This window comes from Paenibacillus sp. J22R160 (assembly GCF_059692135.1).
In genome coordinates this window covers 403,636-418,393 of the sequence record NZ_JCAUAU010000002.1, presented here as the reverse complement: position 1 = coordinate 418,393, position 14,758 = coordinate 403,636, and the positions used below count along the sequence as shown (strand labels likewise).

Genomic DNA, 14,758 nt, shown 5'->3' with positions numbered 1-14,758 from the left:
GCAATCGTTCATTATAAAATGTATTGACTCAAGTCTCTATTTTGAACTATTCCGCTAAGCTTTTCGCGTACATATTCCGGATTGATTACGAAAGATTCCAATGTAATTTCAGGCGCTTCAAAGGAAAGATCCTCAAGTAATTTCTCCAAGATCGTATGCAAACGACGTGCTCCGATATTTTCCGTATTCTGATTGACTTCTACCGCGATTCGAGCTATTTCATGAATAGCTTCCTCAGCGAATTCAACTGTTATACCTTCCGTTTGTAACAAAGCCGTGTACTGTTTCGTTAGTGCATTCTTAGGTTCCTTCAAAATAGAAACAAAATCTTCAAGCGTTAAATCACTCAATTCTACACGAATAGGAAAACGCCCCTGAAGCTCCGGGATCAAATCTGAGGGCTTTGCAATATGGAAAGCCCCAGCACCAATGAATAAGACATAATCCGTCTTCACGGGTCCATATTTGGTCACAACGGTAGAACCTTCAACGATAGGGAGAATATCGCGCTGTACACCTTCACGGGAAATATCCGGACCATTTCCTCCGCGGGAACTGCTGGCTACTTTGTCGATTTCATCGATAAATATGATGCCCGACTGCTCAGCGCGATGAATAGACTCTTGGATAACATCGTCCATGTCAATCAATTTCTGTGCTTCTTCTTGTGTTAGAACTTTTCTTGCTTCCTTCACAGGAAGCTTGCGCTTCTTCATTTTTTTGGGCATCAGACTACCAAACATTTCCTGCATATTCATGCCGGCTTGCTCGTTTCCTTGTCCCGCAAGCATATCCAACATGGAAGGTGAAGAGTCTTCCACTTCAATTTCAACAATCTCGCCTTCTAATTTACCACTAGTCAATTGATCTGCGATTTGGGCCCTTCTAGTCGCTAGATTTGGATCAGGCGCACTCTCTTCCTGCTCGGGTTGATTCTGGCCTCCAAACAACATTTCAAACGGATTGCGCTGCGATTTCGTGCGCAATGGACTCGGCGCCAATAAAGAAACAATTCGCTCATTAGCTAACATCTCTGCACGGTCTTTCACAGCTTCCATGCGTTCCGATTTAACCATACGAATAGAGGTTTCAATTAAATCTCTTACCATGGATTCAACGTCACGACCGACATAACCTACTTCTGTGAATTTGGTTGCTTCTACTTTAATAAAAGGTGCTCCAACCAATTTAGCTAATCTGCGGGCAATCTCAGTCTTACCTACACCTGTTGGTCCAATCATCAGAATATTTTTGGGAACAATCTCATCCCGCATGGCTTCATCCACCAGATTTCTCCGATAACGATTCCGCAAAGCAATAGCAACTGATTTCTTTGCTTTCTTTTGACCTACAATGTATCGATCTAATTCCTGTACAATTTGTTTAGGTGTTAGGGAGCTGTTTGCCATTCGGGTACCCTCCTAAAAAAGTGCGTATCAATTCTGATTTACTCGATTTCTTCGACAATAATGTTATGATTCGTGAACACGCAAATTTCAGCAGCTGTTGTAAGTGCAGCATGTGCAATCTCTTTGGCACTTAGTGCTGGTGCATGACGATGTAAGGCCCTTCCAGCCGCCAATGCGAAACTGCCGCCAGAACCAATCGCCAGAATGCCATCATCCGGTTCAATAATTTCCCCATTGCCTGAAAGAAGCAATAAACCAGTAGCATCCATAACAATCATCATCGCTTCTAAACGACGTAATACGCGATCTTGACGCCAATCCTTCGTGAGTTCGACGGCTGCACGCTGTAAATTACCATGATGTTCTTCTAGCTTGCCTTCAAACTTTTCAAAAAGGGTAATCGCGTCGGCTACTGATCCTGCAAAACCTGCGATAACTTTCCCTCTATGTAAACGCCTCACCTTTTTGGCACTGCTCTTCATAATCATACTGTTGCCAAAAGTGACCTGACCATCTCCGGCAATTGCGCCTTTTCCTTGATGACGAATGGCAAAAATAGTTGTCGCATGAAATTGCGCTTGACTAGCATCCATCTCTTCTCACCCCTCCAATGGAATCATACACCGTGTAAACAAAATCTTGACTTGGTTTCGACCTAATAAAAAGAGATAAACCTCTAGCGAGGTCAATTTCACAAATTAGACCGCATCTAGAGGTACATGTATGAGAAAACGAATGAATAATAATTCAAAACATTATTATAGTAACACACTGAATAGTGACATTACAACCTATTCAGTTATTGTTTTCGAAAAATTCTGAATACTCTCGATTGCCCGATTAGCGAGCTTCTCGTATTTTTCTTTTTTGTTCCGAATTCGTTCCGGAAGTTGTGGAAGTAATCCGAAATTGGCATTCATCGGCTGAAAGTGTTTAAAGTCAGCTGTCGTAATGTAATGAGCCATGCTGCCTAATGTTGTTTCCTCAGGAAGCACCAAGCAAGGTTGCCCTTTTGCTAATCGACCTGCATTAAGCCCAGCAATTAAACCTGATGCAGCAGATTCCACATAACCTTCAACACCTGTCATTTGTCCTGCAAAAAACAGATTCTCACGATGCTTGTACTGGTAAGTCGGCTCAAGAAGCTTCGGTGAATTGATAAAAGTATTGCGATGCATCACACCATAACGGACGAACTCTGCTTGTTCCAAACCAGGAATCAAAGACAGGACACGTTTTTGCTCGCCCCATTTTAAATGGGTTTGGAAACCAACCAAGTTATATAATGTTCCCGCGGCATTATCTTGACGAAGCTGTACGACGGCGTGTGGCAGCTTTCCAGTGTGCGGGTTAATCAGACCCACAGGCTTCATTGGCCCGAACAACACCGTCTGCTTACCGCGTTTGGCCATTACCTCTAAGGGCATGCAGCCTTCGAAATAGATCTCTTTTTCGAATTCCTTAAGTTCTGCTACTTCTGCCGTTATTAAGGCTTCGTAGAAAACATTGAATTCCTCTTCTGTCATCGGACAATTGAGGTAGGCTGCCTCACCTTTGTCATAACGAGAAGCTAGGTAAACTTTATTCATATCAATGGAATCTTTCTCTATAATCGGTGCTGCTGCATCATAGAAGTATAAGTATTCCTCACCCATCAGTCCTTTAAGTTGGCTAGACAAATCTGGCGAAGTTAACGGACCGGAGGCTACCACGGTGATGCCTTCCGGCAAAACTTGAACTTCCTCGTTAATAACCTCAATTAGCGGGTGGTTCCGCAGTGTTTGTGTAACAGCTTGTGAGAACCCATCACGGTCAACGGCTAACGCTCCACCTGCCGGCACAGCATGCTGGTCTGCGCAAGAGAGAATCAAGGAGTCCATTCGTCTCATCTCTTCTTTCAATACGCCAACTGCATTCGTCAAACCATTGGATCTAAGGGAGTTACTGCATACCAGCTCTGCAAACTGATCTGTTATGTGAGCTGGAGTTTTACGGACATTACGCATTTCGTATAAAGTAACAGGGACACCTTGACGTGCAATCTGCCAAGCTGCTTCACTCCCAGCGAGTCCTGCTCCGATGACTGTTACTCTTGGGTATTCTGGCAAAATCGGACACCTCTAATCTTTCATATCGTCGTTCTGATCTTCATTTACTTCTTCTTTATGGTCGCATTTCGTACATTGAATACTGATGCCATTCTTACTTCTTTTCTCGATCATCATCGAGCTGCAAACTGGACAAGGCTTATTAACCGGTTTATCCCATGAGACAAAATCGCAAGTTGGATATTGATCACAGCCGTAGAATACTCTGCCCTTCTTACTTCTGCGTTCTACAATCTTACCTGTATGGCAGCTTGGGCATGTGACGCCGATATCTTTAATGATCGGCTTCGTATTACGGCATTCCGGGAATCCGGAGCATGCCAAGAACTTACCGAAGCGTCCCATTTTATAAACAAGATGCTTACCGCATTTCTCGCAGATCTCATCAGATACTTCATCCTGAATTTCAATTTCCTTCATTTCTTCTTCGGCAAATTCAAGCCGTTTCTCAAAGGAAGTATAGAAAGTATCCAGGACTCTTACCCAATCCTCTTTACCTTCTTCTACAAAGTCAAGTTCCTCTTCCATATGGGCTGTGAACTCAACATCGAGAATTTCTGGAAAGAACTCTTGCATTAGTTGAATGACAAGCTCGCCTAACTCAGTAGGAACGAATTTTTTCTCTTCGATCGCAACGTAACCACGCTTCTGTATCGTTTCTAGCGTCGGTGCATACGTGCTTGGCCGGCCTATGCCCATTTCCTCGAGAGCTCTCACTAAACGGGCTTCCGTATACCGTGGAGGCGGTTGAGTAAAGTGTTGCTTGGGGTCAATGCTTTGTTTGTCTAAAACATCGCCTTTGGATAACGGCGGAAGCAATTTATCTTCTTCTGTCGTTCCATCATCATTACTTTCAACGTAAACCTTCATAAAGCCGGCAAACTTCATTTTGGAGCCATTCGCCCGGAATACCGTTTCACCTGCGGTCAAATCGATAGTCATCGTATCCAAGATGGCGGATGACATTTGACTTGCAACAAAACGATCCCATACGAGTTTGTAGAGACGATATTGATCTCTGCTAAGGAATTCTTTCAATTGTTCAGGTTCACGGAGCACTGAGGTAGGCCTGATTCCTTCATGCGCATCTTGTGCGTTTGCATTCTTTTTCGTGTAGACACGGGGTGTTTCTGGATAGAATGCTGCACCGTATTTCGTCTGAATAAACTCTCTAGCTTCTTCTTGGGCGACAGGTGAAATCCGTGTTGAATCCGTACGCATGTACGTAATTAAACCAACCGTACCTTCTTTCCCCAAGTCTATTCCTTCATATAACTGCTGCGCCACTGACATCGTCTTGGACGCCCGGAAGTTCAATTTACGTGCCGCTTCTTGCTGCATGGAGCTCGTAATGAATGGAGGAGACGGGTTACGCCCACGCTCTTTCTCTTTCACTTCTTTGACGGTAAACTTCCCGTTGCCCATTGCGGCCAAAATCTCGTTAACATCCTCTTGCGAGTGCAGTTCTTTCTTCTCGCCGTTAATGCTGTGGTACTTCGCTTCGAACCCTGCTTTTCCCGCATCCAACAGAGCTGTAATGGACCAGTACTCTTCAGGTTCAAAGGCTTTGATTTCATTCTCTCGATCTTGAATCAGTTTAACCGCGACCGACTGTACACGGCCTGCCGATAAACCTTTCTTCACTTTTTTCCAAAGTAAAGGGCTTATTTTATAACCTACAAGTCGATCCAATATCCGTCTAGCCTGCTGTGCGTTAACAAGATCCTGATTGATGCGGCGAGGTGTTTTGAAAGCATCCTTCACAGCATCTTTCGTAATTTCATTAAATACAACACGGCACAGCTCATCTGCACCAACATCCAAATAATGCGCTAAATGCCAGGCAATCGCTTCACCCTCACGATCCGGGTCAGCTGCGAGATATATTTTTTTCACTTTTTTACTAGCATCTTTTAACTCTTTTAATATAGAACCTTTACCACGGATAGTTATGTATTTAGGCTCAAAGTTACGATCTACTTCAACGCCAATTTGGCTTTTCGGAAGGTCGCGAATATGACCCATCGAGGCTTTTACGATAAATTTGCTGCCTAAATACTTGCCGATGGTTTTGGCTTTAGCTGGTGACTCAACAATCACTAATGAATCTGCCATGATCGTCCTTCCTCCCCTCTTAATTTCAAGGTTAAGTCTATTGGCGAGAAGAAAAACTCCTTGAATAGCCTATGCTTGGATGTAGGTAGAACCTGGAAGCTGTTTAATCGCCTTTTTCAATAGTAAAGATAACAGAACTCCATGCAAATGTCCAAACGTAAATTGTCCGTCCTCCATTAGGGCATCAATCGAAATGGGTTCATTCGACAACTTACGAAAAATTTCGCCTTCCTCATCCGAAAGCGAAAATAATGTCAGCGGCTTGTTTAAAGCACGCTTTTCATCGGAACTGATCATATAGTTGTAATCGTCTACAATCTCTTCCACACGTGTAACTAATTTAGCGCCATCCTTTAAAAGCCTATGAACACCACTGCTTACACGGGAATTAATGGGTCCCGGAATAGCGAATACATCCCGTGACTCCTCGAGAGCAAACTCTACTGTTATCAGCGATCCGCTGTCCTCAGCTGCCTCAACAACTGTGACTCCTAATGACAATCCCGCTATAATGCGGTTCCGCTGCGGAAACATACCAGGCTTCATCCCTATACCAATAGGATACTCAGAAATGATAACTCCTTCTTGCTCAATATTTCGAAATAATAAAGCATTCTCACGTGGGTAGATCTGATTGATAGCGCAACCAAGAACAGCTACCGTCTTTGACTTTCCTTGTAAAGCGCCGATATGAGCTTTACTGTCAATTCCTCTAGCTAGCCCGCTGACGATACCGAATCCGGCTCGCGAAAGAGCAGCTGCCCATTCCTCTGCAATCTTTTTCCCATAAAGCGTTGGGGTACGGGTACCTACCATTCCTAGGAGTCGTCCATTCAGTATGGCAGAATTACCTTTTACATATAAAACCCAAGGGGGCTGCGCAATTTCTTTCAATATTTGAGGGTATTCGTCATCCAAAATCGTAAGAATTTGAATGGATTGCTTCATATATAATTGAAGCTTCTCCTCAATGAATGTATGAGTAAATCGCGAGGCAATTCGTTCTGCTACGGAAGCACGAATACCTTGAGCAGCAATTTCCGCTGCGGAGAGTTCAAACAAAACTTGCATGTCTGGGAAACGGTTAACGAGCTGAAGCATGGTTTTCCAGCCGACCCCTTCAAGTTCATGAAGGCCAAATAAAATGATTCGATTATCCATAAGTATATACACTCCTTACTCGAATGACAAATCTTTGCAAAGCTAGAAAAACAAAAAACCTCCCAAATCCCTGATTAAGGGAGATGGAAGGTTGCTTACCTTCGAAAAGATGAGACTATTTTTTTGTGATAACTTTGTCAAGCATGCCTTTTTCTTCAAGCACGCTAACAAGCGTTGAACCCATTTCAGATGGAGTAGCCGCTACGCGGATTCCGCATCTTTCCATAGTTGCCACTTTCTCAGCTGCAGTACCTTTACCACCGGAAATGATCGCACCAGCATGGCCCATACGTTTTCCTGGAGGCGCAGTTTTACCGCCGATGAAACCAACAACTGGTTTCGTCATGTTTGCAGCAACCCACTCAGCCGCTTCTTCTTCTGCTGTTCCACCGATCTCACCGATCATGATGACAGCATAAGTGTCCGGATCTTCATTGAAACGTTTGAGGATATCGATAAACTCAGAACCTTTTACAGGGTCTCCACCGATACCAACAGCAGAAGATTGTCCAATACCGCGAGTTGTCAATTGGTGAACCGCTTCATATGTTAGAGTTCCGGAACGGGAAACAACACCTACGTGACCTGGTGTATGGATGTAACCTGGCATGATACCGATTTTGCACTCGCCTGGTGTGATTACGCCTGGGCAGTTAGGTCCGATTAGAACCGTTCTCTTGCCTTCCATGTAACGCTTCACGTTAACCATGTCAAGAACCGGAATACCTTCTGTGATACAGATAACGAGATCAAGATCAGCGTCAACGGCTTCGATGATGGATTCTGCTGCAAAAGCAGGAGGTACATAAATAACAGATGCTGTTGCACCAGTTGCATTTTTAGCTTCGATTACTGTGTTATAAACTGGAAGTTGAACTAGCTCACCGTTTTCCAGTGTGATGTCTACTTTTGTTCCGCCTTTACCTGGGGTTACGCCACCAACCATTTGTGTGCCGTATTCAAGACCGCCTTTGGTATGAAACAAACCCGTAGCGCCGGTAATCCCTTGAGTAATGACTTTTGTATGTTTATTGACCAAAATACTCATGATCTTTTGTTCACATCCCCTATATTATTTAAAAACCGCACGGGTTTCATTTATTTCACAAGTGCAACGATTTTTTGAGCACCGTCTGCCATGGAGTCAGCCGCAACAATGTTCAAGCCGGATTCGTTAAGAATCTTTTTACCAAGTTCCACGTTTGTTCCTTCAAGACGAACAACAAGCGGACGGGACAGACCAAGTTCTCTAGCCGCAGCAACAACACCGTCAGCAATTACGTCACAACGCATGATACCGCCGAAGATGTTTACGAAAATCCCTTTAACTTGCTCATCGGACAGGATGATTTTGAATGCTTCTGTCACTTTCTCTTTCGTAGCACCGCCCCCTACGTCAAGGAAGTTAGCAGGGTCTCCGCCGTAGTGCTTGATGATGTCCATAGTAGCCATCGCAAGTCCTGCGCCGTTAACCATACAACCGATATTACCGTCAAGAGCAATGTAGCTCAGATCATATTTGGAAGCTTGAATTTCTTTCGCATCTTCCTCTTCAAGGTCGCGAAGTTCAACGATGTCTTTATGACGGAATAGAGCGTTAGAATCGAAGTTCAATTTAGCATCAAGAGCCATAACGTCGCCGGAACCAGTAACAACCAATGGGTTGATTTCAGCGATGGAGCAATCTTTTTCTACGAACGCTTTGTAAAGCGCAAGCATGAATTTAACTGCTTTGTTAACCAGTTCGTTAGGAATGTTGATTGAGTAGGCAAGTCTACGAGCTTGGAAAGATTGAAGACCAATCGCAGGATCTACTACTTCTTTGAAAATTTTCTCAGGAGAATGCTCAGCAACCTCCTCAATTTCCGTACCGCCCTCTTCAGAAGCCATCAAAACGACGCTGCCTGTAGCACGGTCAACAACAACACCAACATAATATTCTTTTTTAATGTCACAACCTTCTTCGATCAAAAGGCGTTTAACTTCTTTACCTTCAGGACCTGTTTGGTGAGTGACAAGCACTTTGCCAAGAATTTCGCTAGCATATGTACGAACTTCGTCGAGGTTTTTAGCTACCTTAACGCCGCCTGCTTTACCGCGACCTCCGGCATGAATTTGCGCCTTAACTACGACGACGGATGTTCCGAGTTCTTTTGCAGCTGCAACAGCTTCATCTACGGTGAAAGCAACTTTCCCGTTAGGAACGCTGACTCCGTACTGTCTCAGGACTTCTTTGCCTTGGTACTCATGGATATTCATTTCCTAAAATCCTCCTATCAGTATGGACTTTCTATACGTGCTATACAGAGGAAAAAGTGTAATTTCCTATGTGTGTTGTGCACGAAATAAATCTTGCTGCCGGAATTAGTATCACACTTCTTCACAAGCCCTAACCATTGTATCACTAATTTTCGACAGTTTCCTTATTTTTTTCGTTAATTCATTCAAATTTTCCTTTCACGCTGAAAAACTTTAGCTATCACTTACAGCCTTCAAACGCCCTAATCTGTGATTAAATGACAAAAATGTTCATAAAAAAAACGTATTTCTCATAACTTGAAAAATACGTCTACCTCTTTATTTGTCAATAATGTGGCGTCGTCGGAGTATTCATTCGCGGTTCGCGCTCCGCTTGTTTAATAAACCTCATCTCATTTCCTGTAAAACTGCAGACAAGACACTGAATCATCGGCTCTTCCTCAGGAATTGCATCAGGATCATTGAATTCCGTTATATTGCCGGAAAGAGCATCCTTCAGAAACGACTGCGCATAGCTGGTAATTACGTTAAATTTGATACGATTAGAACGGCAGTTTGGACAAAAATACGGCTTCTCCTGCATATCATCACCTCATCTACCAGTATGTGCATATTGACTTTATTTAAAACGTTCAAAATCCAATTATAGATTGCGAAAATTTTCCATTTTATATACAATAGAGGGAATTAAACGGATCAATAAGGAAGCACCTTTTATCCTCATGAACAGTAGTTCAATCTGCTGCTCTATTAAGGAGAGGAAGGTGTTTTATTGTATGTACGGCAAAGTTTGGAGCGCCTGCTTGCATGGAATTGAAGGAAGAACAATCGAAGTTGAGGTAGACATCTCAAGCGGTTTACCTCAAATGAATTTGGTGGGGCTTCCGGACTCCGCCATCCGGGAATCTGTGGAGAGGGTTCGTACCTCTATCAAAAATTGCGGTTTTACTTTCCCGATGGATCGTATCACAGTGAATCTAGCACCAGCAGACTTGCGTAAAGAGGGTTCCTCTTTCGATCTAGCAATTGCTGTTGCCATTCTACTAACAACAGGCCAGGTAAGCAGTGAATCCTTGCAGATGACCTTATTTTTGGGGGAACTAGCATTGGACGGGTCACTCCGACCTATTCCAGGCGTGTTATCTATGACGCATGCTGCGAAAAAGTTAGGCATCAACCGAGTCTGCGTCCCTCTCTCCAATGCCTCTGAAGCTGCACTAATTGACGGCGTGGAAGTTTGCGGAATAACAAATCTCTCAGATTTTAAGAATTGGAACCGGCATTCTCATCAAGAATATCTATTTAATTCTAATACGATTAGCCAGAATGAATATTCGACAAATTCCTTGATTACTCGTCATGATATCGAAGATTATGCAGATGTAAATGGGCAGCATCAAGTCAAACGGGCGCTGATGATAGCTGCTGCAGGCATGCATAATATTCTTTTAATCGGCCCGCCCGGAACCGGCAAAACCATGCTTGTAAAACGCATGCCTTCCATTTTACCACCTATGTCGGATCATGAATCACTTGAGGTCACCAAAATATACAGCGCCTCAGGCAAGCTCATAGACCGGTCCTCGCTGATGCGCACTCGATCATTTCGAGCTCCGCATCACACCATCTCAGCCGCAGGGCTGGTCGGAGGGGGAACCCTACCGAAACCAGGCGAAGTCAGCCTAGCTCACCGAGGAATTCTATTTCTGGACGAGCTTCCAGAGTTTACACGAAATGCACTGGAGGTCCTTAGACAGCCACTGGAGGAGCGCTACGTTACAATAGCTAGGGCACGAGCCGTCTACACATTTCCTTCTCAGTTTATCTTAGCTGCTGCTATGAATCCTTGCCCTTGCGGTTATTATGGAGCAGAAAACGAAGCAAATGCCTGTATCTGCTCATACGCGAAAATCGTTCAGTACCGTTCCAAAATATCCGGCCCCCTGCTCGATCGTATCGATCTTCATGTTGAGGTGCCTAAACCTAGCTATGCTCAGCTAAAGGAACATACGATAAATAATCCTTTATCTTCGAAGGAAATGCTGGAGCGAGTATTAATTGCTCATCAGCGACAGCTGGAGCGCTATGCAGGTACTGGCATTCAGCATAATAATGAATTAAGTGGTAACCGAATGAGGCAAATTTGCCATTTAACTGCTGAAGGCGAGCAGCTGTTGAGTGCATCCTTTGAGGCGCTTGGGCTGAGTGCTAGAGCCCATGACCGGATTCTCCGCTTAGCTCTGACGATTGCAGATTTAGAGGAGAGTGATCGTATTCTGTCTCATCACCTAGCAGAGGCCATCCAATATCGGAATCTCGATAAGCAGCAAAAAGAGCAGGAAGGATGACGCAAATAAGAGCCTTTGCCCCGTTCGTCTTTTCTACGATCGGGCTCAAAAGGCTCCTTGGATATGTTCAATTTGAGGCGCTGCTCCGTCCAAGGATATTTCGACGGCAATGACATCAAAGCGAACGGAGTTCTCATATTTTTGAAAGCGATGCAGGTAAAATTGAGCTGTTTCTCTTACTTTCAATTGCTTACGGATATCAACGGATTCTTTGGCGAGCCCAAAGCGACCAGTAGTACGTCTTGTTCTGACCTCAATAAATACGAGTGTACCTGCTTGCTCTGCAATGATATCCAGTTCTCCCGTGCGGCAGCGCCAGTTCCGTTCTAAGATCCGATAGTCATTATTGCTTAAAAATGCTTCCGCTGCATCTTCGCCAAGTTTACCGAGCTGCTTTCTGTTATCTTTCTCTTGTCCCTTCATTACCTGTCCCTCTGGGACCGCATCCGGTTATCTGATCGATAGATAAAGCTTAGCACTTCAGCCACTAACTGATATAGCTCAGGAGGAATTTCCTGATCTAGGTCCAGCTTGGATAATACTTCAACTAATGAAGAATCTTCTTGAACAGGAATTCCGTTATCCTTGGCTTTTTGTAGTATAGCTTCAGCTACGTGCCCTTTACCTTTGGCAATTAGGGTAGGAGCTTTCTGTGCTTCAGGCGAGTAACGAAGTGCCACTGCCTTTTTGATCGGCGTGGGTTCAGGTGTTCCAGCTGTATTCCTTTGCTTGGTCATGCCCGAAAATCTACCCCCTTGTACGTTTGTGGGAGGTAAAGCGAGCGAAGATCTGCTCGACCATCTTTAACGCCTTTCACTTTCCCTTCATCTTCGTTTATTACAGGCTGTGGATAAGGTGAACACTTCAATGAAATAAACTGATACCCCGCCTTGTTCATCGCCGATGTTATTTCTTCCTTGGACTCTTCCATCATAGGCGTTAATGCCGGATGATCATTATGGATCGTCAATGAAACAATCTTATTTACGACATGAACATCGACTAATGTATTTCCCATGACTTTCATTTGTAGATCGAATAACAAGCGACAGTTGCTTGCATCTACTTCTCCGCGTTTGCCTTTGCGGGACTGTATATGAATCGCTGCAGATTGCTGACCTGTTCCATCCATAAAAGGAACAAATAAGGTCATATGGGCAAACATGGCGGATTTGTCGCCAGTCAACATCAGCTGTTGACCCGTGATTTGCCCAACCGCTTGCTGCGCCGCCTCTCGAAGAGGCGCTGGCGTATCATCCGAGGCTGTGAGCTGCATAAGCAGGCTCTTCAATGTCTCAGCAGCAGCAGGCTTAGCCGTATCATCCTGCTGGGAAGCCATGGCGATCAGGCTCGGCTGCTGATCGTCCTTCTGAAGTCGGCCGCGTTGCATGACCTCTCCGCGCTCATCCAGCTTCGCTGCCAGATGAGCCTCATGCTCAACGCCGACGGCTTTGAGCATCTTGCTGATCCAGTTAGGCTCTGGATCAGCCTCTAGCGCCTGAGGCGCGCTGCTGCGCGCCTCTAGCGGCTCCGCCGCCTTCTGCTTCGCAGGCGGCTGCTGTACGGGCGAACCCGCCACCGGCGGTTCACCTTCTCTCGATGGCTCAGCGCTGCGCGCCTGAGCCTCTGGCACCGCCGCCGGCTGCGGCGGGGCGGCGGCAAGCTCCACGCCCGCTGCTGCAGCTGCGGGCGGAGCGGTTACGACAGCGGCCACAGACGCGCTGCCCGGTGTAGCTGACGGCGGCCCTGCGGGAGCCGCCGTGCCGCCTGCGCCAGCCTGCGAAGCAGCTGGCGAAGCCGCAGCCGCGGCCGGCGCCTCCGGCGGCCGCGCGGGCCAGACAGCTGCGGCGGAAGCCCGCAGCTCTTTCAACAGCGCGACGACCTGCTTCGCGGTGTCGGCAGCGGGATGTTGCGGCTCCTGCTCGAGCAAAATCGCAGCCTGCTGCTCTAGCTGTTCCAGCACCTTCCCGACGGGAGGACCGGAAGTAACTTGTCTCAAAGCCCCTACCGTCTCCTGTGTAAGGGGCAATCCCTTTTTATGGGCTAGAACAGCAGCTTGCGCCCATTGTTCCTTATTCACGCCTTCAGGCACGCTCTTCATCAAAGTTTCAAAAGCTTTCACAGTTTCCTTGGATACAGGAACGCCTTCTTGTTGCATGTGCTGAACCATTTGCCGATTGCCTGCCGTATCCTTAACTGAGAAGGCCTTAAGGAGATCACCGAGAGAATCTTCTGTAATCTGTACACCCGATGCCGTCAACGGCTTTAACAGAACTTGTCCGCCGCTTGATTCCGGTTGAACCTGCAGGTAAGTCACATCTCCTTGCTTAAGAGGAGTTTCCAGCTTGGCTCTGACCTGTACGCCACTTATATTAAGTAGTGCTTCTTGATCGCTTAACAGTTGAAGAACGATGCCTTTCACAACTTGACCTACTTTTAATTCAAGCACCTTGCTATCCGAAGCGGTTAAATCACCCACCAAGCTGCGAATTAATCCACTGATGTTCATCCCGTTCACCTCAAGTCTTTCTAACACTTATGTATATTTATCGGCTGTTTCTCGCTATTTCTTAATAAGATGAAATCAGATGAAGTCCAGCTCCAATTGTTCAGACTGCGGCTGCGATTCTTTCTCTTCCAGCTGCGCCATCACTTTGCGAATAAATAATTTACGGTGGAGAGCCGTCGGACCATAACGCAAAAGCATCTCTCTATGGTGCTTTGTCGCATAACCTTTATGTACCGCAAGTCCGTACTCGGGATATTGTTCATCCCAATCTGCGCACATCCGATCTCTCGTCACCTTGGCGATAATCGACGCTGCTGCAATAGATTGACTGAGCGCATCCCCATGTATAATAGCCGTTTGTGGAATATCCAAATCTACGATTTCGGCGTCCACAAGCAAATAATCCGGCACCTGGCTTAACTGCTCGACGGCCTGCTTCATAGCCAACCTTGCTGCTTGCTTAATATTAATAGCTTCAATCTTATCAACATCAACGATGCCAACCCCTACAGCTAAGGCTTCATTCCTAATTTGTTCATAGAGGGCATCCCGTTTTTTCTCAGAGAGTTTCTTGGAATCATTTACCCCTTCTAATACATATCCTTGAGGAAGAATCACGGCAGCCGCAACGACATCACCGAATAAACAACCTCTTCCTACTTCATCGATCCCGGCAACAAGGCTGAATCCTTGCTCCCAAACTTCTTTTTCGTGCTCCAGCAATGACTTTCGCCCCTTTCCATCTCATCATTATAAGGGATTGCCGCTTCGTCAAGCTATACCCATTTTCTTCAGCAAAAAAACCACTTCCGGTCCCGCTTTTATCAGCTAGGTCCGAAGTGGCTATTT

General features: G+C 45.5%; 13 protein-coding genes. 1 reads left to right on the top strand and 12 read right to left on the bottom strand.

Annotation, left to right across the window (positions count from 1 at the left end):
• Positions 1 to 11 precede the first annotated feature (11 nt).
• The 8 genes from hslU to AC58UW_RS05435 all read right to left on the bottom strand — a co-directional run bounded on the left by hslU (position 12) and on the right by AC58UW_RS05435 (position 9,635).
• On the bottom strand, positions 12 to 1,409 hold the full coding sequence (gene hslU, locus AC58UW_RS05470; protein WP_497419677.1) for an ATP-dependent protease ATPase subunit HslU: 1,398 nt from the start codon (positions 1,407 to 1,409) through the stop codon (positions 12 to 14).
• Positions 1,410 to 1,447: 38 nt separating this feature from the next.
• Positions 1,448 to 2,002 (bottom strand): ATP-dependent protease subunit HslV, encoded by a 555-nt coding sequence (gene hslV, locus AC58UW_RS05465; protein ID WP_497419676.1) that lies wholly within the window; start codon positions 2,000 to 2,002, stop codon positions 1,448 to 1,450.
• Between the two features lie 198 nt (positions 2,003 to 2,200).
• Positions 2,201 to 3,517 carry an FADH(2)-oxidizing methylenetetrahydrofolate--tRNA-(uracil(54)-C(5))-methyltransferase TrmFO gene (gene trmFO / locus AC58UW_RS05460; protein WP_497419675.1) on the bottom strand — a complete coding sequence of 439 codons (1,317 nt, stop codon included), beginning with the start codon at positions 3,515 to 3,517 and terminating at the stop codon, positions 2,201 to 2,203.
• 12 nt (positions 3,518 to 3,529) lie between these two features.
• Complete coding sequence (gene topA, locus AC58UW_RS05455) at positions 3,530 to 5,632, bottom strand: type I DNA topoisomerase (protein ID WP_497419674.1); 2,103 nt, start codon at positions 5,630 to 5,632, stop codon at positions 3,530 to 3,532.
• A gap of 69 nt (positions 5,633 to 5,701) precedes the next feature.
• Complete coding sequence (gene dprA / locus AC58UW_RS05450; RefSeq protein WP_497419673.1) at positions 5,702 to 6,793, bottom strand: DNA-processing protein DprA; 1,092 nt, start codon at positions 6,791 to 6,793, stop codon at positions 5,702 to 5,704.
• Between the two features lie 115 nt (positions 6,794 to 6,908).
• Positions 6,909 to 7,841: a succinate--CoA ligase subunit alpha gene (gene sucD / locus AC58UW_RS05445; protein WP_497419672.1), complete on the bottom strand. Its 933-nt coding sequence runs from the start codon at positions 7,839 to 7,841 to the stop codon at positions 6,909 to 6,911.
• A gap of 50 nt (positions 7,842 to 7,891) precedes the next feature.
• Entirely contained in the window at positions 7,892 to 9,052 is a 1,161-nt protein-coding gene (gene sucC / locus AC58UW_RS05440) for an ADP-forming succinate--CoA ligase subunit beta (protein WP_145656506.1), read from the bottom strand.
• Positions 9,053 to 9,377: 325 nt separating this feature from the next.
• Complete coding sequence (locus AC58UW_RS05435) at positions 9,378 to 9,635, bottom strand: hypothetical protein (protein WP_497419671.1); 258 nt, start codon at positions 9,633 to 9,635, stop codon at positions 9,378 to 9,380.
• A gap of 193 nt (positions 9,636 to 9,828) precedes the next feature.
• On the opposite strand from AC58UW_RS05435, the gene AC58UW_RS05430 reads away from it, so the two are divergent.
• Positions 9,829 to 11,400, top strand: coding sequence for a YifB family Mg chelatase-like AAA ATPase (locus tag AC58UW_RS05430; protein ID WP_497419670.1), 1,572 nt, complete (start codon positions 9,829 to 9,831; stop codon positions 11,398 to 11,400).
• A gap of 45 nt (positions 11,401 to 11,445) precedes the next feature.
• Here AC58UW_RS05430 and AC58UW_RS05425 read toward each other — a convergent pair whose 3' ends face one another.
• The 4 genes from AC58UW_RS05425 to rnhB are packed head-to-tail and all read right to left on the bottom strand — an operon-like array spanning position 11,446 to position 14,632.
• Complete coding sequence (locus tag AC58UW_RS05425) at positions 11,446 to 11,823, bottom strand: YraN family protein (protein WP_497419669.1); 378 nt, start codon at positions 11,821 to 11,823, stop codon at positions 11,446 to 11,448.
• Entirely contained in the window at positions 11,823 to 12,137 is a 315-nt protein-coding gene (locus AC58UW_RS05420) for an EscU/YscU/HrcU family type III secretion system export apparatus switch protein (RefSeq protein ID WP_497419668.1), read from the bottom strand. Before AC58UW_RS05420 ends, AC58UW_RS05425 begins: the two co-directional genes overlap by 1 nt.
• The gene (locus AC58UW_RS05415) at positions 12,134 to 13,936 is read right to left on the bottom strand and encodes a TP0910 N-terminal domain-containing protein (RefSeq protein WP_497419667.1); all 1,803 of its coding nucleotides are present in this window, start codon (positions 13,934 to 13,936) and stop codon (positions 12,134 to 12,136) included. Before AC58UW_RS05415 ends, AC58UW_RS05420 begins: the two co-directional genes overlap by 4 nt.
• Before the next feature lie 48 nt (positions 13,937 to 13,984).
• Positions 13,985 to 14,632, bottom strand: coding sequence for a ribonuclease HII (rnhB, locus tag AC58UW_RS05410; protein WP_497419666.1), 648 nt, complete (start codon positions 14,630 to 14,632; stop codon positions 13,985 to 13,987).
• Positions 14,633 to 14,758: the final 126 nt, after the last annotated feature.